This window comes from Phycobacter sedimenti, assembly GCF_038148855.1.
In the GTDB taxonomy this organism is placed as follows: domain Bacteria; phylum Pseudomonadota; class Alphaproteobacteria; order Rhodobacterales; family Rhodobacteraceae; genus Phycobacter; species Phycobacter sedimenti.
This window is the reverse complement of the sequence record NZ_JBBVGR010000002.1, coordinates 421,453-443,442: the sequence shown is the minus strand read 5'-3', so window position 1 is coordinate 443,442 and position 21,990 is coordinate 421,453. Positions and strand designations below refer to the sequence as shown.

Annotated in this window: 21 protein-coding genes; 11 read left to right on the top strand and 10 right to left on the bottom strand. The window is 60.0% G+C overall.

Annotated features, from left to right (window positions below):
* Positions 1 to 3: 3 nt before the first annotated feature.
* Positions 4 to 501 carry a MarR family winged helix-turn-helix transcriptional regulator gene (locus AADA15_RS05185; RefSeq protein ID WP_341640476.1) on the top strand — a complete coding sequence of 166 codons (498 nt, stop codon included), beginning with the start codon at positions 4 to 6 and terminating at the stop codon, positions 499 to 501.
* 30 nt (positions 502 to 531) lie between these two features.
* Here AADA15_RS05185 and AADA15_RS05180 read toward each other — a convergent pair whose 3' ends face one another.
* The 4 genes from AADA15_RS05180 to ectA all read right to left on the bottom strand — a co-directional run bounded on the left by AADA15_RS05180 (position 532) and on the right by ectA (position 4,243).
* A complete protein-coding gene (locus AADA15_RS05180) occupies positions 532 to 1,950 on the bottom strand; it encodes an aspartate kinase (RefSeq protein WP_341640475.1) in 1,419 nt (472 codons plus the stop codon).
* 3 nt (positions 1,951 to 1,953) lie between these two features.
* Positions 1,954 to 2,355: an ectoine synthase gene (locus AADA15_RS05175; RefSeq protein WP_341640474.1), complete on the bottom strand. Its 402-nt coding sequence runs from the start codon at positions 2,353 to 2,355 to the stop codon at positions 1,954 to 1,956.
* A 4-nt stretch (positions 2,356 to 2,359) separates the two neighbouring features.
* The gene (ectB, locus tag AADA15_RS05170) at positions 2,360 to 3,646 is read right to left on the bottom strand and encodes a diaminobutyrate--2-oxoglutarate transaminase (protein WP_341640473.1); all 1,287 of its coding nucleotides are present in this window, start codon (positions 3,644 to 3,646) and stop codon (positions 2,360 to 2,362) included.
* 66 nt (positions 3,647 to 3,712) lie between these two features.
* Positions 3,713 to 4,243, bottom strand: coding sequence for a diaminobutyrate acetyltransferase (gene ectA / locus AADA15_RS05165; RefSeq protein ID WP_341640472.1), 531 nt, complete (start codon positions 4,241 to 4,243; stop codon positions 3,713 to 3,715).
* A 218-nt stretch (positions 4,244 to 4,461) separates the two neighbouring features.
* On the opposite strand from ectA, the gene AADA15_RS05160 reads away from it, so the two are divergent.
* The 5 genes from AADA15_RS05160 (at position 4,462) to AADA15_RS05140 (ending at position 8,255) form a co-directional block, all read left to right on the top strand.
* A complete protein-coding gene (locus tag AADA15_RS05160) occupies positions 4,462 to 4,944 on the top strand; it encodes a MarR family winged helix-turn-helix transcriptional regulator (RefSeq protein WP_341640471.1) in 483 nt (160 codons plus the stop codon).
* Between the two features lie 141 nt (positions 4,945 to 5,085).
* Positions 5,086 to 5,541: a DUF2852 domain-containing protein gene (locus tag AADA15_RS05155; RefSeq protein WP_341640470.1), complete on the top strand. Its 456-nt coding sequence runs from the start codon at positions 5,086 to 5,088 to the stop codon at positions 5,539 to 5,541.
* Between the two features lie 92 nt (positions 5,542 to 5,633).
* The gene (locus AADA15_RS05150; protein WP_341640469.1) at positions 5,634 to 6,074 is read left to right on the top strand and encodes an RDD family protein; all 441 of its coding nucleotides are present in this window, start codon (positions 5,634 to 5,636) and stop codon (positions 6,072 to 6,074) included.
* 136 nt (positions 6,075 to 6,210) lie between these two features.
* A complete protein-coding gene (locus tag AADA15_RS05145) occupies positions 6,211 to 7,035 on the top strand; it encodes an arginyltransferase (protein WP_341640468.1) in 825 nt (274 codons plus the stop codon).
* 122 nt (positions 7,036 to 7,157) lie between these two features.
* Positions 7,158 to 8,255 (top strand): DUF2855 family protein, encoded by a 1,098-nt coding sequence (locus tag AADA15_RS05140; protein WP_341640467.1) that lies wholly within the window; start codon positions 7,158 to 7,160, stop codon positions 8,253 to 8,255.
* A gap of 72 nt (positions 8,256 to 8,327) precedes the next feature.
* Here AADA15_RS05140 and AADA15_RS05135 read toward each other — a convergent pair whose 3' ends face one another.
* The 3 genes from AADA15_RS05135 to AADA15_RS05125 form a co-directional block, all read right to left on the bottom strand.
* Positions 8,328 to 10,682: a TRAP transporter large permease gene (locus AADA15_RS05135; RefSeq protein WP_341640466.1), complete on the bottom strand. Its 2,355-nt coding sequence runs from the start codon at positions 10,680 to 10,682 to the stop codon at positions 8,328 to 8,330.
* A 17-nt stretch (positions 10,683 to 10,699) separates the two neighbouring features.
* Positions 10,700 to 11,647 carry a TRAP transporter small permease subunit gene (locus tag AADA15_RS05130; RefSeq protein WP_341640465.1) on the bottom strand — a complete coding sequence of 316 codons (948 nt, stop codon included), beginning with the start codon at positions 11,645 to 11,647 and terminating at the stop codon, positions 10,700 to 10,702.
* Positions 11,648 to 11,786: 139 nt separating this feature from the next.
* Positions 11,787 to 12,869, bottom strand: a complete 1,083-nt coding sequence (locus AADA15_RS05125; protein ID WP_341640464.1) for a TRAP transporter substrate-binding protein — start codon at positions 12,867 to 12,869, stop codon at positions 11,787 to 11,789.
* A 278-nt stretch (positions 12,870 to 13,147) separates the two neighbouring features.
* Here AADA15_RS05125 and AADA15_RS05120 point away from each other — a divergent pair, with 278 nt between their 5' ends.
* From AADA15_RS05120 to ilvN, 4 genes are all read left to right on the top strand, one after another.
* Positions 13,148 to 14,587, top strand: a complete 1,440-nt coding sequence (locus AADA15_RS05120; RefSeq protein WP_341640463.1) for a cache domain-containing protein — start codon at positions 13,148 to 13,150, stop codon at positions 14,585 to 14,587.
* Positions 14,588 to 14,646: 59 nt separating this feature from the next.
* Positions 14,647 to 15,303 (top strand): response regulator transcription factor, encoded by a 657-nt coding sequence (locus AADA15_RS05115; RefSeq protein WP_341640462.1) that lies wholly within the window; start codon positions 14,647 to 14,649, stop codon positions 15,301 to 15,303.
* Positions 15,304 to 15,684: 381 nt separating this feature from the next.
* Positions 15,685 to 17,436, top strand: coding sequence for an acetolactate synthase 3 large subunit (locus AADA15_RS05110; protein WP_341640461.1), 1,752 nt, complete (start codon positions 15,685 to 15,687; stop codon positions 17,434 to 17,436).
* 79 nt (positions 17,437 to 17,515) lie between these two features.
* Positions 17,516 to 18,076: an acetolactate synthase small subunit gene (gene ilvN, locus AADA15_RS05105; protein WP_341640460.1), complete on the top strand. Its 561-nt coding sequence runs from the start codon at positions 17,516 to 17,518 to the stop codon at positions 18,074 to 18,076.
* A gap of 244 nt (positions 18,077 to 18,320) precedes the next feature.
* On the opposite strand, the gene AADA15_RS05100 is transcribed toward ilvN, so the two are convergent.
* Complete coding sequence (locus AADA15_RS05100) at positions 18,321 to 18,665, bottom strand: hypothetical protein (RefSeq protein WP_341640459.1); 345 nt, start codon at positions 18,663 to 18,665, stop codon at positions 18,321 to 18,323.
* A 276-nt stretch (positions 18,666 to 18,941) separates the two neighbouring features.
* On the opposite strand from AADA15_RS05100, the gene AADA15_RS05095 reads away from it, so the two are divergent.
* Positions 18,942 to 19,700 carry a helix-turn-helix domain-containing protein gene (locus tag AADA15_RS05095; RefSeq protein ID WP_341640458.1) on the top strand — a complete coding sequence of 253 codons (759 nt, stop codon included), beginning with the start codon at positions 18,942 to 18,944 and terminating at the stop codon, positions 19,698 to 19,700.
* 12 nt (positions 19,701 to 19,712) lie between these two features.
* Here the strand turns inward: AADA15_RS05095 and AADA15_RS05090 are convergent, their stop codons facing one another.
* Together AADA15_RS05090 and AADA15_RS05085 are read right to left on the bottom strand one after the other, a co-directional pair.
* Positions 19,713 to 20,483 (bottom strand): DUF2189 domain-containing protein, encoded by a 771-nt coding sequence (locus AADA15_RS05090; protein WP_341640457.1) that lies wholly within the window; start codon positions 20,481 to 20,483, stop codon positions 19,713 to 19,715.
* Positions 20,484 to 20,530: 47 nt separating this feature from the next.
* Complete coding sequence (locus AADA15_RS05085; protein ID WP_341640456.1) at positions 20,531 to 21,934, bottom strand: amidase; 1,404 nt, start codon at positions 21,932 to 21,934, stop codon at positions 20,531 to 20,533.
* Positions 21,935 to 21,990: the final 56 nt, after the last annotated feature.

The window sequence follows — 21,990 nt, the reverse complement described above, 5'->3', positions numbered from 1 at the left end:
CTGATGACAGCCCATGATGCGGACAGTTACGATCTGGATCTCCACCGGTTTCCCGGCCATCTGATCCGGCGCCTCCATCAGATTTCGGTCGCCCAGTTCGCAGAGATGCTGTCGGCCCACGATGTGGACCTGACACCGGTGCAATACGCCGCGCTCAAGGCGATCAAGGCCAATCCAGGGGTTGATCAGGCCTCGGTCGCCGGGCTGATTGCCTATGACAAGGCGACGCTCGGGAAGGTCATTGACCGGCTCGAGACGAAGGCGCTGATTGATCGCAGCGTCAGCTTGACGGACCGGCGCGCAAGGCAATTGAATCTGACCAAAGCGGGGGAAGAGATTCTTGCCAAGGTCCAGCCGCTGGTCGATGTCGTTCAGGGCGAGATTCTGATTGGTCTTTCAAAAGAGGAGCAGGACCAGTTTCTGGTCCTGCTGCAAAAGGCCACTTCTGCCGGGAATGACCGAAGCCGCGCTCCCTTGCGCCGCCCCTCGCGCAAAAGCTGAACGCGCAGCGCCAGAGAAGGAGCCGACCGATCAGGCGGCCATCCGGGTCTCGGCCTCTGAACTGCCAAAGAACTCTTCATGCAACAAGGCTATCGCCTTGTCCTTGTCCTCACGCTGCAGGATGAACTGGGTGTCCACGTTGCGCGGACCCTGAGTTGCACCCCGTGGCAGGATGTCATCCTTGGCAAAGGCATTCATGCCACGCGCCAGAACATGCAGCCCGCTGAGATCACGGCCAACCACGGAAATCAGCGACAGTTTCTCGCTGTTGATCTCGGCCTGCGGGAACCGTTTTGACAGGTCCGCCTCGACCCGGCGCATCGATTTCAGCGAGGTGTCCAGATAATGCGTCACAGTGTTGGCATTGGTCACTTTCGACACGATGCGCACATTGTGACGGGTCAGGATCTCCAGAACTGCAGCATCGTAGCCTTTGACACCGACCATATCCTGCTCGAACAGCTCAAGTGCAATGATATCGAGGCCGGTAACGATCTCTGCCGCCGGTTTCGGCGCAGGCTGATCGTCGATGACCGTACCGGGATCTTCTGGCTCAAAGCAGTTGGTGACGCGCAGGGGCACACCCGACTGGCGCAGCGTCTTGGCCGCCGAGGGGTGGATCGCTTCCATGCCAAGATTGGCCATCTGATCGGCCACGTCATAATTGGTGTGGCCCAGCTTGCGGGCATTGCCTTCGCCAACCAGCTTGGGGTCAGCCGAGGACAGATGGAATTCCTTGTGAATGATCGCCTCGCGCGCGCCAGTCTGGGCGGCAAGCTGCGAAAAGGTCACCTCAGAATAGCCCCGGTCGAATTCACGCATCAAGCCTTCGGCGCATTGCGCATAGCCGGTGACAATCGGCATTTCCTGGGCCGGGTCGATCCCTTCCATACCAGAGGTAATCCGCGCCTCAAGCGTCAGGTCCGCCTCGCCGCGCCATCCCGAAAGATCCACCAGACGCGCGTTCACGCCTGCCCGTTGCAGCATCAGCACCGCCACAAGCGCCGAATGCGCCTCCCCAAGACCAGAGAGCAGCTCGCGGATCTGAAGAAGATGCGTGTTCAGCCGGAAATGCCCATAAGAGCACAGGCGCTGCAGATCGATCAGACAGTTGCGTGCGCCCTCGATCCTCTCCTGCACGAATGCCGTCGCCTGATCGATATCCCCCTGATGGTCCAGAACCGCCTCATGGGCGGCGATCATTGCCGCAGAAGTCTCGTTCAGGGCATCAAGCCAGCCATGATCATCCTCGGCATTGGCAAAGCGGGCATATACGCCCGGCGTGCCGGTTTTCTTGTGCTCGAGCAGCAGGTTGGTGATGCCACCAAAGGCCGAGACAACAAAGATACGGCCATACTCGGCCTTGCCGTTCCTGATAAACAGCGTATCGCGCAGTTCATTGAGGCGGGACATGGATGTCCCGCCGATCTTTTCAACGGTATGGGTCATGGCCTATGCCTCGACAGCCTCGGGAGCGGCGTAGGATCCGTCCTCGCGGTGGACCTCGGTGCCCGTCACTGGCGGGTTGAAGCAACAGGCCATCACCAGTTCTTCCTCGGCGCGCAGCACATGGCGGTCGTGCTTGTCCAGCGCATACATCACGCCGGGTCGGATCAGGTGGGTCTCACCCGTGGCCAGGTCGGTGATCGAGCCAGAGCCCTGCATGCAGTAGACGCTTTCAAAGTGGTTCTTGTACTCGAAAGTGTGCTCCGATCCCGCCTCCAGGAAGGTGATGTGGAAGGAAAAGCCCATCTTGTCATCGGCCAGCAGCATACGCACGCTGGTCCATTTGGCATCGCTGACCACCCGGTCGCGCTGGTTCTTCAGGATCTCGTTGAAATCACGGACAATCATGGTCTTACTCCGCTGCCACTTTGGTTGTTTCGAGAATGCTGCGGGCCGCATCCGTCAGGATCTTGAGGCCGACGGCAAGCTGCTCATCCGGGGTCGTGAGCGGAGCAAGGATCTTGACCACCTCATCCTCGGGGCCGGAGGTTTCGACGATCAGCCCGTTCTGAAAGGCGCGCGCGCAGATGTCCCCGGCCAGATCGCCCGAGCCCACATCGACACCGCGCATCATGCCGCGCCCTTTGAGGCGGGCGCCGGGTACCATATCAGCGATCTCGTTCAGCGCCTCTTCGACCATCAGCGCACGACGCGCGATGTCATTTTGGAAGGCCCCGTCGGACCAGTATTTTTCCAGCGCGACACGGGCCGTCACGAAGGCATGGGTGTTGCCGCGGAAGGTACCGTTATGCTCGGCCGGGCCCATCACGTCATATTCGGGCTTCACCAGAACCAGCGCCATCGGCAGGCCAAACCCGGAAACCGATTTGGCAAGGGTCACGATGTCGGGCGTCACGCCCATCTCCTCGAAGGAGAAGAAGGTGCCCGTACGACCGCAGCCCGCCTGAATGTCATCGATGATCAGCAGCGCGCCAGCCTTTTTCGCCTGCTTGGCGACACGGCGCACCCATGCGGCGCTGGCCGCATTGAGACCGCCCTCGCCCTGAACGATCTCGAGCAGGATCGCGGCGGGCGCGTCCACGCCGGAAGACGGATCGTTCAGCATCGCCTCAAGATAATCGGCCGTGTCGTTATCCCCGCCCATGTAACCGTCGAAGGGTACACGGGTGACATTGTTCAGGCCCACACCTGCCCCGCCACGGTGATAGCCATTTCCGGTTGCCGCCAGCGCGCCTTGCGTCACGCCGTGAAAGCCATTGGTGAAGGCAACGATATTGCTGCGGCCTGTTGCCTTCCGGGCGATCTTCATCGCGGCCTCGACAGCATTGGCGCCGGTGGGGCCGGTGAACATCAACTTGTGATCCATGTGTCGCGGCTTCAGGATCACCCGCTCAAAGGTCTCAAGGAAATCCGCCTTGGTATCGGTGTGCATATCCAGACCATGGGCGACCCCGTCAGCCTGAAGATGCGCGATCAACGCCTCTTTCATATCGGGATCGTTATGGCCGTAGTTCAGCGATGAGCAGCCCGCGAGGAAATCGATGTAACGCTGGCCATCCTCGGCCACCATTTCGGACCCCGACGCAGATGCGAAAACCGTGTTGAAGCCCCGGCAATAGCTGCGCGCCTCGGACTCGCGGCGTTTGAAAATAGGTGTGATGGAGGTGTTCGTAGACATACGACCTCTTTTCCGTTTGTTTGATTTTGGGAGGAATGAAGGGATGAAAACCGCTGGCGGCCGCGATCAGGCGGCCAGCCGTGCCCGCTCTTGCAGAGCAATGGTGACAAGGTTTTCGGTCTTGTGCCGATCCTGGAAGTGCAGCGCCTGCGTGTAGTAGGGCTGGATGTCCAGCTCGCTGTCCTGAAGCTTGGCAAACTTGCCAAACAGCGCCCAGCTGGCCTCGTTGTCGGTCGTGATGGTTGTCTGGATGCGTTTGACGCCCCGGCAAGCCGAGCGCCGCAGGATGGACTGCAGCATCAGCGCGCCAAGACCACGGCCACGGGCCTTTTCATCAACCGCAACCTGCCAGACGAACAGCGTTTCCGGGTCATTCGGCATTACGTAGGCAGAGATCCACCCCACCACCTCATCCGCCATTTCGGCGATGACGCATGTGTCGGCAAAGTGATCGCACTGCAGCAGGTTACAGTACATGGAATTTTCATCCAGCGGCCTGCACCTGCGCACCAGCTCCCAGATGCGCGCTCCATCTTCGGACGACGGTACGCGCAGGGCCGGAAGGGCAATCTGCCTCGGGTCAGCGGGGTTCTGCATCTTGTCGATCTCCTTTCGCTTCGACAGATGAAGTACCATGAGCAACCTTGAATTTCAATACTCAAAGCAATTTTTATGAATTTCCCCAACAATGACGTCGCTTTTTGCAGTTTTTGCTATTTTGCGACGCCACTTTACTTCTGTTGGCAAAGTTTGTTTTGCTTTGAAGTGTGCATGAATCTGCCATATGCTTTTGTCATCAAAGTAACGGAGATCCCATGGACCGCATCGACAGCAGCCTCATCGCGCTCCGCCGTATCGTGCGCGCAACCGAATTGTTCGGGCGCGAAATACATCAGACCACAGGCGTGACGCCGGCGCAGTTCCGGGTCCTCCAGATCATCAGCGAACATGGCTATGCGACCGCCAAGGCGATCTCATTGCGCATGCGGGTGTCGCAGGGGACGATCACCTCTTTGGTGGACAAGCTGGTGCGCGATGGTCTGGTGGTGCGGGAAAAGTCGAACCAGGATCGTCGGCAGATCAACATCACCCTGACCGACAAGGGCAGCCAGATCCTGGACGAGGCCCCTGATCCTCTGCAGCAGCGTTTCGTACGCAAGTTCAACGCGATGGAGGACTGGGAGCAGGCAATGCTGGTCGCCAGCCTTGAACGCGTGGCGGCGATGCTCGATGCGGACGAGATAGACGCCTCTCCCGTGCTGGCGACCGGAGACATAAAGCACGCATCCGGCTACTAGAAGATAAATTATTTCGCTTTCTTTCAGCCACTTACTAGATAAATGTAAAAAACGTTCACATCGCCTCTTGCGAGGCGAGGCCTCACTCTCAATATTGAGGATGTAAAAGAGATTTACATCAACCCGCAACCGGAGGTCCCGATGACGAGTTATACCCCAACCGCAACTGCCCCCCATGCACCGGGCCATCCGCAGGGGTGGTTCTCGCGCAGTGAAGCCTGGCTCGACAGCAAAGGCAAAGGCGCATGGATTGCCGCCATGGTGCTTGGCTTTGTCTTCTTCTGGCCGATTGGCCTCGCCCTTCTGTTCTACATGATCTGGAGCAAACGCATGTTCAACAAATCCTGCCGCAGCCGCAAATCCTGGACCCATCACGGCATGTCCGCAATGCGGTCCAGCGGAAACAGCGCCTTTGACGCCTACAAGGCCGACACCCTGCGCCGCCTCGAACAGGAACAGGACGACTTCAATGCCTTCCTGCAGCGCCTGCGCGAAGCCAAGGACAAGGCCGAATTCGATGAGTTCATGGATCAGCGCGCCGCCGCAGCCGCTGCCGAAGACGCTGGCGAATCGGAAAACGACTCCAAAAGCGCCTGATACTCCGTGATCTTCCCTCGCCCCAACCGGGGCGAGGCTCTATCCTTCTCGACAAGACCTGCTCTCCCATAGGCTCACAACAGGATGCCCCGATGACCGCCCTGCCCGACCCCGACTATCAATCCGAGTTCTACACGTCGGTTGCCCCCAAGCGCCTGTTGGCCTGGGCCGTCGATAGCGTGATCATCATCGCCCTGTGCGTGGCGGCCGGGGTCCTCACGGCCTTTATCGGCTTTTTCATCTGGCCGCTGCTGTACCTGATGATCGGCTTTGCCTACCGCACCATCACCATCGCCAACGGCTCTGCCACCTGGGGCATGCGGTTTGCCGGGATCGAGCTGCGTGATCTTTCGGGTCGGCGCCTGGATACCCAAATGGCCGCCCTGCACACCGGCGCCTATACGCTGGCCCTGGCCCTGCCCCCGTTGCAGATCGTGTCAATCATCATGATGATGACCTCTTCGCGCGGCCAGGGATTGGGCGATGCCTTTTTGGGCACGGTCATGCTCAACCGGCGCAGCGCGCTGCGCTAGACATCCCCTCTTTGCCCAGGCAACCAGTGTGAAACCATTTTTGTCTGACCACCCTTGGCGCAAAGGGTGGTCGTTGCTATCCTCAACCGTAAGACATTCTCGTTTGCACATCCGTTCTGGACCTTAGCCCCTCTTCATGCGCCACACCCTTCCGATCGCCCCGCAGTTCTACGTGACGGCTCCGCAGCCCTGCCCCTATCTGGAAAACCGGATGGAGCGTAAACTGTTCACCGCATTGCAGGGGGACGGAGTTGAACAGCTGAACAATAGCCTGTCGCAGCAGGGATTTCGACGCTCGCAAAACGTTCTTTACCGGCCCTCCTGTTCGGACTGCTCGGCCTGCCTGTCGGCACGTATCGATGTTGCACGGTTCGCCCCCACCCGCAGCCAGAAACGCACGCGGAAACGCAACAGGCATCTGGTGCGGCGTGCAACCTCGCCCTGGGCGACCGAAGATCAGTACCAGTTGTTCCGGCACTATCTGGACAGCCGCCACTCTGACGGGGGCATGGCGGATATGGATGTCTTTGAATACGCCGCGATGATCGAGGAAACGCCGATCCGCAGCCGGGTTGTCGAATACGCGACCGACGATGACAACACCCTGACCGCGGTCTCCCTGACCGACGTGCTCGAGGACGGCCTCAGCATGGTCTATTCCTTCTACGATCCCGATCAGCCGCAAAACTCGCTCGGCACCTACATGATCCTTGACCATATCGAGATCGCCCGCGAGGCGGGGCTGCCCTATGTCTACCTCGGCTACTGGGTCAAGGGCAGTCCCAAGATGGGCTACAAGACCAAGTTCTCCGGGCTTGAGCTGTATCACGGCGGCAGATGGAAACCATTCAGAGAGCTGCAAACCTTGGACGACACCCCGTCCGAGACGGCCTGCAGAACCATCTCGGAGCAGGTTGCCAACATCCATCTTCCCCAGCAGCCGGTCCACAAGCCGCGGTAGGAGAGGCCCACCTCCAGGCTGCACTGTGGATTTGCCTGTGACGCCGCGTCCCGATGCAGCGCGGCACTTTTGTTTGCCCCCCCTGCCCTGACTAGGCTGATCCCAAAGGGAGAGCATCGGACATGACAGCAGAGCAAACCACCCGGACCTTGGAGGTCTGCAAGACGGATCTGGCGCGATACCGCCTGACCTCAGAGGATCGGCGATCGCCCGCCCCCGGCGAAATCACCGTTCGGATCGCGCGTTTCGGCTTCACCGCCAACAACATAACCTATGGCGTGGTGGGTGAGCGGATCGGGTACTGGAGGTTCTTCCCCACCCAAGACGAAAACTGGGGCGTGCTGCCGGTCTGGGGCATCGGCATTGTCGAGGAGAGCGCCGCAGAGGGCATCTCTGCCGGGGAAAGGCTCTTTGGCTATTGGCCCATTGCCTCTCACACCACGCTTGAGCCGCAGAAGGTGCAGCCTGATCGTTTCTTTGACGGTGCCGCCCACCGGCGGGAGCTGCCCGCAGTCTATAACCGTTACGTGCGCCTGTCCAACGATCCGGTCTATGATCCTGCCATGGACGATCTGCGCATGGTGCTGTGGCCGCTTTATGCGACCTCCTACTGCCTCTATGACTTTGCCAAGGACAATGACTGGTTCGATGCCCGGCAGGTACTGATCGTCTCGGCGTCTTCAAAGACCGGGATCGGCACGGCCTATGCCTTCAAGGAAGACCCGGAAGCACCGCCGCTTCTAGCGCTTACATCCGCCGGTCATGCGGACAAGCTCCGCGCGCTCGGCCTTTATGATGAGATCCTGACCTATGACGAGATCGAAAAGGCGCTTGCGCCGGATCGTCCTACACTGATCATCGACATGTCAGGATCCGGTTCTGTCATCAGCCGCCTGCACCGGCATCTGGGACCAGCAATGCGCTATACCAGCCACGTCGGCCTCACCCACCATGATGACGCCGGCATGGGCGAGGACTACATCCGGGACCGCAGTGCGATGTTCTTTGCCCCGGGTCACATTGCCAAGCGCGGCAAGGATTGGGGGCCGGGCGAATTCGACCGCCGCTCCGCCGCCTTCTGGGAGCGGGCAGCCAAGGCAAGCGCAGACTGGCTGTCCCTCTCTCACGGTGTCGGAGCCGACGCGGTGATAGCCGCCTACCGGGAAGTTCTTGAGGGCCGCACACCTGCCAACAAGGCCTGGACCCTGACGATGGGCTGACTCCGCCTCAAGCAGCTGTTCACGCAAAAAGGGGCCCGCATGGGGCCCCTTTTCGTTTTCTTGACCTTCCGATCAGTTCGGCATCAGCGCCGGAACGATGGTCACGATCGACGGGAACAGCCAGAGGATCGCAAGACCGGCCACCTGGATCAGCACGAAGGGCAGAACCCCGCGATAGATATGACCCGTTGTCACCTCTTTGGGCGCAACGCCGCGCAGGTAGAACAGCGCAAAGCCGAAGGGCGGTGTCAGGAACGAGGTCTGCAGGTTCACCGCAACCATGATGGTCACCCACTTTGGATCGAAGGAGCCGCCATAGATCACCGGCCCGACAATCGGGATCACGATGTAGATGATCTCGAGGAAGTCCAGAACGAAGCCCAGGAAGAACAGAACCAGCATCACGATCAGGAAGACCGTCATCTCGTTGTCAAAGCTCTTCAGGAACTGCTGAATGTAATGCTCCCCGCCAAAGGAGATCACCACCAGGTTCAGCAGCTGTGAGCCGATCAGGATGGTGAAGACCATCGAGGTGACTTTTGCGGTTTCCCGCACAATCGGCGTAAGAACCCCACCCTTGAACAGAACCCAGCAGCCAAACAGCAAGCCGAACAGCGCGTAGAGATATGCGCCATAGGCAAAGAAGAAGGCCACCCAGCTTTCGAAGGAGACGTTGTCCTGGTTGATCCGAAGATCGAAGTTCACACCGATCAGGATGCAGATGATCACCGCGAAGGTCGAACCGATGATGATCTTGCCCGAGCGCGCCTCGTCCTGCAGGCGGCGGTAGGCTGCCAGCATGATGGCACCACCTGCCCCCAGCGCCGCTGCGGGCGTCGGGTTGGTGATCCCGCCAAGGATCGAGCCCAGCACGGCGACGATGAGAACCAGCGGCGGGAAGACCACCCGGATCAGATCATTGCGCGAACAGCGGATCGCGGCTTCCTTGCAGCCATAGAGCGCGATTGCGACTGGCAGAAGGATCAGCAGAACAGTGACCCCCGGCGTTGTGGTCGGCGCGATCATCAGGATATCGACCAACGCCAGCAGCAACAGACCAATGGCGCCTACGATCAACGGCTTGGCATCCCGCGACGGGGCCACACCGCGCCCAACCGCCAGCACCAGACCAAGCAGAACAATGATCACGCTGAGCCCTGTGCCCAGAGGCGCCGCATTGGCGATCTTCTGTACGCGGGCTTCCGCGATCTGATCTTCTGTCAGGCGCTCTGCCGAAGCGACACCGCCAGCGGCATCGATGGCCTTCTGCTCTTCGACGGCCGCATCCCAGGCCTCTTGGCCGTGCAGTTCGATCATTGCTGCCTGGCATTCGGGACCAACCGACGTGCGCAGCGATGCGGTCTGACCGGCATCCGAGAAGCTGGAGACATTGATGTTCTGCGATCCGATCACGCCGACAGTGCTCAGCAGCATGGCACCGCCGATGATTGCAGCAGGCGCGCCCAGGAACCAGGTCAGCGCCTCGTTGCGGGTGATCGGCTCATCGCTGGCGCTTCCCAGTTCAACCGCCGGAGCCTTTTCCGGGTTCAAAAGCGCAAAGCCGAAAGCATAAAGCGCATAAAGCAGGGCCAGCATGATCCCCGGCAGCAAAGCCGCCTGGAACAGGGTGCCGACCGAAACAACCGCCGGTTCCCCCAGGAAGGTCAGCGCGTCTGTACAGCCTGCCTCCTGCGCACGGGTTTCCTGTGCGGTGGAGTACAGATCCCCCGCCAGGGTCCCGAGAAGAACGATCACGATCGAAGGTGGAATGATCTGCCCCAACGTACCCGAGGCCGCGATCACACCGGTAGCAAGTTCGGGGCTGTAGTTGTTGCGCAGCATGGTCGGCAGCGCCAGCAGACCCATGGTCACCACGGTTGCGCCCACGATCCCGGTGGAGGCCGCCAGGAAGGCGCCCACAACAACGATGGAGACGGCCAGACCGCCCGGCAGCGGGCCAAAGACGCGCGCCATTGTGGTCAGAAGATCGTTGGCGATCTTCGAACGCTCCAGCGTAATGCCCATCAGAACGAACATCAGCACCGCCAGCAGCGTTTCGATCGAAGCGCCAGCCAGAACCCGCTCGTTGATGCGGTTCACGATGAAGGAGACGTTTCGATCCAGCGCGGTTTCCCAGCCTTGCGGGAAGACCGGCTCTCCGATCCGCGGCAGATCCGGGTATCGGAAGACCGAGATTGAATCGGGTTTGACGCCCGAGTTGACCAGGTCACGATAGACCTGCGAGGAGGTATCGATCGCCTGGTGGATGAGAAGGCCGGCACTGTCGAGCGCGGCGATGATCCCGAAAGAGATCACACCCGCACCGCCGATGGCAAACGCCACCGGGAAGCCGGACAGAATGCCTCCGAAAAGGCAGAAGAATACGATGATCAGGCCGATTTCGACGCCATCAAGACCGAATAGCATGTCAGCTGTCCCTTAGGTTAATGCGCGCCTTCATAGGCTTCTTCACCCTCTCCAAGGCTATCCTTGTCGAGGTATTTGTTTTCACTTCCCTGGCCTTCGATGAACTCCAGAAGCGAGCGGTAGAAGAAGGCGATGGCGTGGAGAAAGACGATGCCGGCAAAGGCGACCAGCAGGATCTTGAACAAGAAGTACCCGTTGAAACCGTTGGGGCTGAAGCCGATGGTTTCCACATTCCAGCGCAGGGCGCGGGCCTTCATGACCAGCCGGTCGAGCGCGTCCGAAGCCGACGGTTTTGGAACGATCAGGTGGCGCCACAGGAAGAACCAGCCATACATCCAGGTCAGCACGGCAACGGGCATCATGAAGATCAGCGAGCCGACCATGTCAACGACCTTCTTGGCACGGAAACTTATCCCGGAATAGACGAGATCCACACGGACATGCCCGCCCTGCACGAATGTGTAGGCTACGCACATGCAGACCACGAGAGCGTTATAAAGCTTCAGCTCTTCGGCGAACCACGAGATGTCCATCTGCAGGTCGATCCCGAGGCCAAAGCTCATGTCCGGCCGGGCAAAGACCCGCTGCATGAAGACGATGATGATCTGCTGGATCACCATGAGCAGACCCGCCCAGGCAAACAGACGCCCCGTTGCATTGGCAAAGCCTTCAAGCCCGCGCACGACGCCCCACATGACCTGGCGGCGATAAAGGCCAACCCCGGTCAGAACAAGGAAGGCGGTAAAGACAACGAAGAAAAACTCGGCGGAGCCACCGTAGTAGACAAAGCGCATCAGCGACTGTTTGTCTTCGACGGTCTCCAGCCCACCGGTCCAGGCCAGCCACTGGCTGGGATTGGAAAGTGCATAGCCGAGATTGTAGAAGGCGCCGGCGATGTTCTGGGCTAGCCAGACCAGACCACCCCCTAGGGCGCCGAAAAAGGAAATGCCAGTGTCGTCCTGCATTGTTCCCCCGGGATCATGGATTGAGCCGGCTTAAGAACGCGAGAATGCCGCGGGCGACAGTGCAGTTCTTGACCGGCCACAATGGAAAAGGGATCCCCCGCGCGATGACGGAGGATCCGATGGATGGTATGAAAACGGTTTAGCCCAGTACGCGGTCGCGCTGCGACACGTAGGTGCCCGAGGAGGTCTTGATCCAAGCGGAGGAGGACTTCATCGAGGCCATCGCGCTGTCGTAGATCTTCTTGTAAAGATCGTCGCCCATGTTCTCCTGGTGCACTTCCATCGAGGCCTTGCCGAAGGCATCCCAAACGCTGTCCGGGAATTCCATGACCTTGACGCCGCCAGCCTGCAGACGCTGCAGCGCGGCACCGTTGTTGGCCAGGAACTGGGCCAGGTTCCACTGATGGCACTCGGCCGACGCGACTTCGATGATCTTCTGATGCGCAGGGCTCAGGCTTTCGAAGACGTCACGGTTGGTTGCCACCGACAGACCTGCGCCCGGCTCGTGGAAACCCGCGGTGTAGTAGGTCTTGGTGATTTCCTGGAAGCCAGCCTTTTCGTCCGCCCAGGGACCGATCCACTCGGTGCCGTCGATGGCGCCGGAGGACAGGGCCTGGTACACTTCGGAGCCGGGGATGTTCTGGACGGATGCACCCAGTTTACCCAGCGCCTTGCCACCCAGACCCGGCATACGGAACTTCAGGCCGTTGAAATCCTCGGGGCTGTTGATCTCTTTGGAGAACCAGCCGCCCGCCTGTGCACCGGTGTTACCGGCCAGGAAGGATTTCAGACCGAAGATCTGGCCCAGTTCGTCATGCAGCTCCATGCCGCCGTCCTGGTAGTACCAGTTTGCCAGTTCCTGAGCGGTCATACCGAAGGGAACTGCGGTGAAGAAGGCATAGCCCGGGTGCTGACCCACAAAGTAGTAGTCCGCACCGTGGTACATGTCGGCCTGACCCGAGGAAACGGCGTCAAACACCTCAAAGGCGCCAACCAGTTCACCGGCCGCCTTGATGTCGACGGTCAGGTTGCCGTCGGACATGGCGGTGATGTTGTCGGCAACGCGCTGCGCGGCGTCAAACACGCCGGCCAGGCCACGGCCCCAGGTGGTCACCATGGTCAGGGTCCGCTTGCCCTGTGCGTAGGCCGGTGCTGCCAGAGTGGTTGCAGCGGCGGCGGTACCGCCCAGAGCGGATGTTTTCAGAAAGGAACGACGATCCATGATTTTTTCCTCCCAAATTATATGGATTGCCAACGGCCAAGCCGAAGGCGGATCGGTTCGAGTGGCGTTACACTATCCACGGCACAGAGGTTGTGAATACCTACTACTGCGTAGATCACAGTTTTTTTGACCAAAAACCGTCGGAAAGTTGCACGGATTTTGGGCTGAGGCGTCTTTTGTTACGCAGTCAGGTTGAAATCCGGCCCCGAGGGCCTCTTGCTTTTACGTTTTCTTTGCACGACGATTCGCCCCCGTGACCAAAAACTGCGGAGCGCCCAATGCGCCTCTTTAACAGCTTGTTTCAAAGCCTCTTTCGCCCGAACTATGCGCAAAAGCTGTCGCTTCTGGCCGCGATTCCCCTGTTGGTCGCCGTAGCCGCAATCGCATTGCTGGTGGCCTATCAGTCCCGTGCCCTTGCCGATCGCGAGATCCGCGCGCTGGAGCAGCAGTTGATCGAAGCAAAGAAGGCAGAGCTGCGCAACTATGTCACCCAGGCGCGCAACGGGTTTTCCCATATCTATGGCCTTGCCGCGCCCGATGATGCAGCGGCGAAGGAACAGGTCAGTCAGATCCTGAGCGCGATGATCTACGGTCAGGACGGGTTCTTTTTTGTCTATGACTATGACGGCAACAATCTGGTCAGCCCGCGTCAGACCGAATTCATCAACCAGAACTGGCGCGGCCTGACCGACAGCCAGGGCACGCCGGTGGTGGATACCTTCATCGATCAGGCGCGCCGGGGGGCAGGCTGGCACAGTTTCATTTGGGAAAAACCATCGACCGGGGAAGAGGCGCAGATGATCACCTATGTGGTCGGCCTGCAGGACTGGCAATGGGCAATCGGCACGGGGGTTTTCATCGATGACGTTTTGGCTTCTGTCGCTGCCGCCCGCGCCGAGGTCGAAAGCCGGGTTCAGCGCACATTCCTCTATATCGGCGGCATAACCCTGGTGGCGCTGCTTCTGGTCTTTGCCTCAGGCATGGGGCTCAACATCCGCGAGCGGCGTCTGGCGGATGCAAAGCTCAAGGAATTGACCCAGCGCGTGTTCGACGCCCAGGAAGAAGAGCGCGGCCGCGTGGCGCGGGAACTGCATGACGGCATCAGCCAGATTCTGGTGGGGGTACGCTATGCGCTGGACAATGCCCGCCGGCGCCTGATGCGCGGCGATCATGACAGCGCCTCCGAGCCTTTGGACAAGGGGATAGACCACCTGGGCACCGCGATTGCAGAGGTGCGCCGCATCAGCCGTGATCTGCGTCCCGGCGTGCTTGATGATCTCGGCCTTGGTCCGGCGCTGAAGGCGCTGACGGATGATTTTGCGGCCAGGACCGGGATCGAGACGGAATTCTCGACCGTGGTCTTCCGCAACCGGCTTGATCAGGATGCGAAGATCGCCCTTTACCGGATCGCACAGGAAGCCCTGACCAATATCGAACGCCACGCCGAGGCGACGCGCGTCAGCATCGATCTGCGCGGACATGCGCGCGGAGCCACGATGCGTATCAGCGACAACGGTCGCGGACTGCCCGCAAAAGGAACCGCCACAGGCACCGGGATCGGCCTGCGCAACATGCAGGAACGGATCGATCAGCTTGACGGAACCTTGCGGATTCTGTCATCAGGGGGAACCCAGAGCGGCACGGTCATCGAGGCAACACTTCCCTTGAGCCACCTTCTGCCGCCGGGCAACGAGGCAGCGCCGCAGCGGGTCTCGTAAGGATGCAACCCTGGCGGGTTGTGTTTGGTGACAAACAGGCTGTTGGGGATGGCGATCTGTTGCAAGACACACAAGACACACCGGTGAAGGTGCTGATCGTTGACGACCACCCGATGGTGGCCGAAGGCATTCAGTCGATCCTTGAAAGCTATGATGACATTGATGTCGTCGGATCCTTGACTGACGGGGAAGAGGCGGTCGCCCGCGCTGGAGAACTGGCGCCGGACGTGATCCTGATGGATCTCAACATGCCACGTCTTGGCGGCCTGAGCGCGACCGAGATCATTCTGGAGCGCTGCCCGAAAACCCGCATCCTGATCCTGTCGATGCATGACAGCCCCGAGTATATTTCTACCGCGCTCAGTCATGGGGCGATGGGCTATATCCTGAAGGACGTGCCGACCGAGGCGATCAGGGACGCCATCGACGCCGTCATGCGCGGTGAGACATACCTGTGTACCGGCGCCGAAGGCTCTCTCAAACCCAAGGACAGCGGCGCCCGTGAAGCGCTCACCGGCCGGGAGCAGACGATCCTGCTGGAGTTGGCCCAGGGCAAATCCAACAAGGAAGTGGCCCTGACGCTGGACATCTCCGTGCGGACGGTTGAAACGCACCGCAAGAACATCAAGCGCAAGCTTGGCATTTCAAGCACGGCCGGCCTTACGCGCTATGCTTTGGAACACGGCGTGTTGCAGGGCACCGGTGTTGGTCTGTAACCCTAGGACTGCCCCGAAGAAGCCCTGAAGAATCCCTTGTCGCGGTGCAGCAAACGGCGGGTATCTATACGCAGCCTCGCCCTGAAAAGAGCTATGCTATTTTTCGGAAATGTCGCAATGCGCCCACATGGCGCAAGAAAATGTCCCCGGACGGGCATTTTCCACAGGTTTGCCTGTTGACGCCCCTGCGCGCCGCACATAATCTGCGCTGCAACGCAAAAGAGGAGCCTCACGGCAAATGACTTCCCTAGTCGTCATTGTAGGAACCATGCGCATGGGCCGGTAACGGTAGACCATAATCTGACCCATGCGCCTCCGACCAGAAAATCGGGGGCTTTTTTTATGCGGAATGGACGTTGCCGCCAACTGGAGCAAAAGCAGATGAAACGTGAAATGACCGGCGCAAAAATGGTTGTCCAGGCCCTGAAGGATCAGGGTGTGGACACGGTATTCGGATACCCCGGTGGCGCCGTGCTTCCGATCTATGACGAAATCTTCCTGCAGAACGATATCCGGCACATTCTGGTCCGCCACGAGCAAGGCGCGGTTCACGCCGCCGAAGGCTATGCGCGCTCGACCGGGAAACCGGGCGTTGTGCTGGTAACTTCGGGGCCTGGCGCCACCAATGCGGTGACCGGCCTGACGGATGCGCTCCTTGACTCCATTCCGCTTGTTGTCCTGACCGGCCAGGTGCCCACCTTCATGATCGGCTCTGACGCCTTTCAGGAGGCCGACACGGTTGGCATCACCCGCCCCTGCACCAAGCACAACTGGCTGGTGAAGGATACCGATAAACTGTCCGGCACCCTGCATGAGGCCTTTCACGTGGCCACATCGGGTCGTCCCGGTCCGGTGCTGATCGACATCCCCAAGGATGTGCAGTTCGCAACCGGCAGCTACACGGGACCCAAACCGGCCGCCTCGCACTACCAGCCGCCTGTGAAGGGCGACATGGAAGAGATCACCGAACTGGTCGCCGCAATGGAGACCGCCAAGCGCCCGGTGTTCTACACCGGCGGCGGTGTGATCAACTCCGGCCCCGGCGCAAGCCAGCTGTTGCGCGAACTTGTGGATGCCACCGGATTTCCAATCACCTCTACCCTGATGGGGCTGGGCGCCTATCCGGCCTCGGGGCCGAATTGGCTGGGCATGCTGGGCATGCACGGTCTTTACGAGGCCAACATGGCCATGCACGACTGCGATCTGATGATCAACATCGGTGCCCGCTTCGATGACCGCATTACTGGCCGGATCGACGCCTTCAGCCCCAAATCCCTGAAGGCGCATATCGATATCGATCCCTCCTCGATCAACAAGGTGATCCGCGTGGACATCCCGATTGTCGGCGATGTGGGCCATGTTCTGGAAGACCTGCTGAAGGTCTGGAAGGCACGCGGGCGCAAGACCAACAAGGAGGCGGTCGCGAAGTGGCAGGCCAAGATCTCCGAGTGGCGCGCGGTGAACTGCCTTGCCTACAAACCCTCCGAAGGCACCATCAAGCCGCAATACGCCCTGCAGCGCCTTGAGGAGCTGACCAAGGGCCATGACCGTTATATCTGCACCGAGGTGGGCCAGCACCAGATGTGGGCGGCGCAGTTCCTCGGCTTTGAGGATCCCAACCGCTGGATGACGTCGGGCGGCCTTGGCACCATGGGCTATGGCTTCCCGGCCTCCATCGGCGTGCAGATGGCGCACCCGGATGCGCTGGTGATCAACGTCGCCGGTGAAGCCTCCTGGCTGATGAACATGCAGGAACTGGGCACCGCCGCGCAGTACCGTCTGCCGGTGAAACAGTTCATCCTCAACAACGAACGCCTTGGCATGGTGCGCCAGTGGCAGGAGCTGCTGCACGGCGAACGCTACAGCCACTCCTGGTCCGAGGCGCTGCCCGATTTCGTGAAACTGGCCGAGGCCTTTGGTGCCAAGGGCATCATCTGCAAGGATCCCAAGGATCTGGACGATGCCATCATGGAGATGATCAACCACGACGGCCCTGTCGTCTTCGACTGTCTGGTGGAAAAGCACGAGAACTGCTTCCCGATGATCCCCTCAGGCAAGCCCCATAACGAGATGTTGCTGGGCGAAGCCGAAACCAAAGGCGCCATTCAGGCCGGTGGCGCGGTGCTGGTCTGATCCGCACCGCCCGCTTTCCACGGAATTGACGGATCCAGCCCTGCGCTGAGACCCGATAGGAACCAAAAAGGACACACACATGTCTGCCCTACACATCAAAAAAGGCGCCACGAAACATTCGGCCTACAACCTGCGTCCCACGTTTTCCGACGTGCAGGAGCGTCACACGCTGGCGCTTCTGGTCGAAAACGAACCGGGCGTTCTGGCCCGCGTCATCGGCCTGTTCTCGGGTCGTGGCTATAACATCGAAAGCCTCACCGTGGCCGAGGTGGATCACACCGGCCATCTCAGCCGCATCACGGTTGTGACCACGGGTACGCCGCAGGTGATCGAGCAGATCAAAGCGCAGCTGGGCCGTATCATTTCCGTGCGCGAGGTGCATGACCTCACTGTCGAAGGCCCGTCGGTCGAGCGGGAGCTGGCGATCCTCAAGGTGGTAAGCGACGGCGACAAACGGGTCGAAGCGCTGCGCCTTGCGGATATCTTTCGCGCCAATGTGGTCGACAGCACCCTTGAAAGCTTTGTGTTCGAAATCACCGGTGCGCCAGAAAAGATCGACGCCTTTGCCGACCTGATGCGCCCGCTGGGCCTGATGGAGATTGCACGGACCGGCGTTGCGGCCCTGCTGCGCGGGACTTGATCTGCGGCCTCACTCTTTCGGAGAAGGGGCCGCCTGAAACCCGTGTCTGTATCGTGGTACAGGCCTGACCCTTCATGCATTCCCGAAGTCGAAGACTGATCTTGCGACAAGGCCGACCCTCAACAGGTCGGCCTTTCCTTTTCACTTATGATCTTTGCGAAATTCCCTCTGTACACCGCTTGCGGCTGAATGCTGGAGCGGCCCGAAACCGGATGGTACGGAGGGCGCTTTCCTCACTCTGATGTCAGCCGTAGCACACGGTCCTGCGGCGGCTCGACCGATGCGGAAAGGGGATCACATTGCCGACGCTGGCTGATCGCATTGCAGGTTTCGCACTCTCTGCCGAGGAGCCCGCGTCAATCAGCATCTCCGATAGCTCAGGGTAGGCTTTTCCATCCAGGACTCGGGCATTCCCGGCCAACCTCAGGTTGCCCTCTTCTGCCAAATCGAACTGCACCCAGTCCCCCTTGGCAACAGTGGTCCGGAGCGTGTCATTCGCCCCACAGTAGTAGGCGAGATCACCCTGATCCTCACACCAGATGATCGCTTTCCCGGCCCTGACGTCACTCCAAAGTACAATTCCAATCATCTTGCAAGCCTCGTTCGTTTATCGCTCAATTTTGGGACAATTGTGGAAGCGCCAACATGGCAAATACTGCGTCGCGCTATTGCAATTTGTGTCAGATGCGACAATCATCTGACGTCATATCGAAGCAATTCTGACGCGAAGTAGCGACAAGTTGTTGATAAAGCTTCACTAGACGGGAAATTTTTGTCGGCGAACAATTCAAAAATGACGGAATCGGGCAAACGACATACCTTGAACGGACTTCGGCAATCACGCTCTCCGGCGGAATTGCGCGACATGTTTGGTGCGAATCTGCGTCACTTGGCACAGCGATATTCTTCCGTTTCGGAACTGTCGCGGCGCCTTGGCATCAACCGGACGCAGTTCAACCGATACATGTCAGGCGAAAGTTTTCCGCGCCCCGATGTTCTTGACCGGATCTGTTGCTTCTTTGACGTGGATGCGCGCATTCTGCTGGAACCGGTCGACACACTTGGCAAACAGGGACAGATCCTGACCGGGCCCTTTCTGACGGACTTTCTGGGGCATGGGTTTCGCCATCTAAGCGAGCAGATTTTCGCCTCTGGCTTCTATCGTTTCACGCGTCGCAGCTTCATAAACGACGACCGTTTCGTTGTCGGGCTCGTCCTTGTTTTTCGCGGCGAAGCGGGCGCCACTTTCATCAAGGGTTTTGAAGCGAAAGAAGCGATGCACCACCAGGGCCTGCCGGATGACCCCACATCCCGCGAGTTTCGCGGCGTCATCAGCTGCCACGAAGACGGCGTTGCCTTTCTGATCTCACGGCGCCGTTCCATGACCTATTCCTTCAATTACCTCGCCCGCGCTGCCTCGCTCGAGAACAATTATTGGGTCGGTTATGTCGCCCGCACAATCCGCGAAGGTGGCGGCGAACGGGTGACACGCATGGTCTATGAATACCTCGGTCGCGATATCGCGCCCGCCATTGCCGCGGCTCGGAATACCGGCTTTGTGACCGAAGAGGATCTTCTCCCCTATCACCGCAGACTGCTGCGCACCAAAGAACCGTTTTCCTGATCGCCCCGCCCGTCATGCGCCGTGGGCAATCAACCGGTAGACATGCCAGGTTGCATGCCCCAGCAACGGCAGCACGATGAACAGACCGACAAAGCCAGGCACCATGGCCGCAAAGGTCAGAGCCGCGATCAGTATTCCCCACAGCATCATCGGAATGAAGTTTCGCTGCACATAGGAAAAGCTGGTTATCATCGCGGTCACAAAGTCCACTTCGCGATCCAGCAAAAGCGGCAGCGATATCACGGTGATCATATAGAGCAGCAGCGCAAAAAGGGCGCCGACCACGCTGCCCACCGCCAGCATGCTGATCCCTTCTGCCGACAGAAACACCTCAACAGAACTGGAGATATTGGTCATCGTCGACAGCCCCAGGAACAGGGCAAAGATCATGTGCCCCAGGAAGAACCAGAACAGGAAGACCACGATGATGATCGCGCAGATCGAGGGAAGCTGACGGCGGCTTTGCTGCAGCACGACACCCAGAATGGCCCGAGCGTCCATCTCCTCGCCCTGCTCCAGCCGGTGCGACACCTCATAAAGGCCAACGGCCGCAAAAGGTCCGATCAATGGAAAACCGATGGCCGCAAGAACAAGCCAGAACGTTGTACCGGTTTGCAGCGTGATCCAGGCCATCGCCCAGCCAGCCAGAACATAGACCCCCGCAAAGAACAGCCCGTACCCGGGCCTTGCCCTGAAATCCCGCCATCCGCTGCGCAGCGCCTGACGCAGGATCTCTGCGCTCATGGGCCGCAACTCTGGCACACCAAAGGCTTTTTCAGTCATTGATCCGCTTCCTCCCCGAAACGTCTCTCCTCCTCCCGAGCTCCTCCTCAACCCGGTGGAGGCGATTTCTGCGGCCACAGGGTGGCCCCGTGATACTGTTGGCCAAGGGCCAGCAAGTTCTGATCCTGCCCCTGTGCCCCGAAGATCTGGATCCCCATCGGCAAGCCAGTGTCGCCGAACCCTGCCGGCGCGGCCAGACACGGCAGTCCCAGAAGACTGACCGGCAGAACGACCTGCATCCAGCGATGGTAGGTGTCCATCTGCACCCCGGCGATGTCCCGCGGGTAGTCGATCTCAACAGGGAAGGGCCAGCATTGGGCCGTGGGCAGGATCAGCGCGTCATAGTCCCGGAACAGCCGCACCGCCGCACGCTGCCAGTCCGAGCGCAGATCCGACGCCTCCTGCACCTGCTGGGCCGTCATGGCAAGGCCACGGTTCAGCTCCCAGATGGCGGTCTCTTTCAGATGCTCGCGGCGGCCTTCAAACACACGCAGGCCAGCAGCCACCGCAAAGGAGCGCAGGGTGATCCAGGACTCCCAGATCTTTTCCGCTGGGAACGGCGGCGCCACGGGTTCCACGATATGGCCGAGTTCCTCAAAGGTCTTCAGCGCACCTTCACAGGTCGCCAGCACGCCCTCCTCCATCGGGAAGGCCCCGCCCCAGTCGCCAAGCCAGCCGATCCGCATCACATCAGGCTCGGGTAGCGGCATCACAGGTATCCCGCCGGAGGCCATGGGCTGTCGCGCATCCGGCCCCGCCATCACATCCAGCAAAAGGGCGACATCCTCGGGGCTGCGCGCCATGGGGCCGAGCGTCGACAGGGGATGCAGGAACAGATCCCCCTTGGGCTCGGACGGCCCCCAGCCCCAGGTGGGTCGAAAGCCGTAGACATTGTTCCAGCCCGCCGGATTGCGCAGCGATCCCATCATGTCGGACCCATCTGCCAGCGCCACCATATCGGCGGCCAGCGCCACCGCTGCCCCTCCGGAGGATCCGCCACAGGTGCGCCCCGCATCAAAGGGATTGCGCGTCGCGCCATAGACCGGGTTGAAGGTATGCGATCCCAACCCGAACTCCGGTGTATTGGTCTTGCCGATCAGGATCGCCCCCGCCGCCCGCAGGCGCGAGACGAACAACTCGTCCTCTGTCGGCACAAAATCCTTCAAGAGCGGAGAACCTTGGGTGGAGGCGATGCCTTTGACATTGGCCAGATCCTTCACCGCCATGGGCAGACCATGGAGCGGCCCTAGCGGCACATGGGCTGCGCGCATGGCATCGGCCTTGCGGGCCTCCTCCATCAGCTCATCGGCTGGCCGCAGGGCGACAATGGCGTTGAGATCCGGGTTCACCGCCGCAACCCGCGCGAGGGTACGCTCCATCAGCGCCGTGGCCGTCAGGCTGCCATCGTGCAATTGCGCCAATATCTCGCGTGCAGATTGATAGTCGCTCATGGTGAGTTAGGCTCCGTTCTCGATATGAGACAAAGCCTAACGGCAGAGTTTTGCAA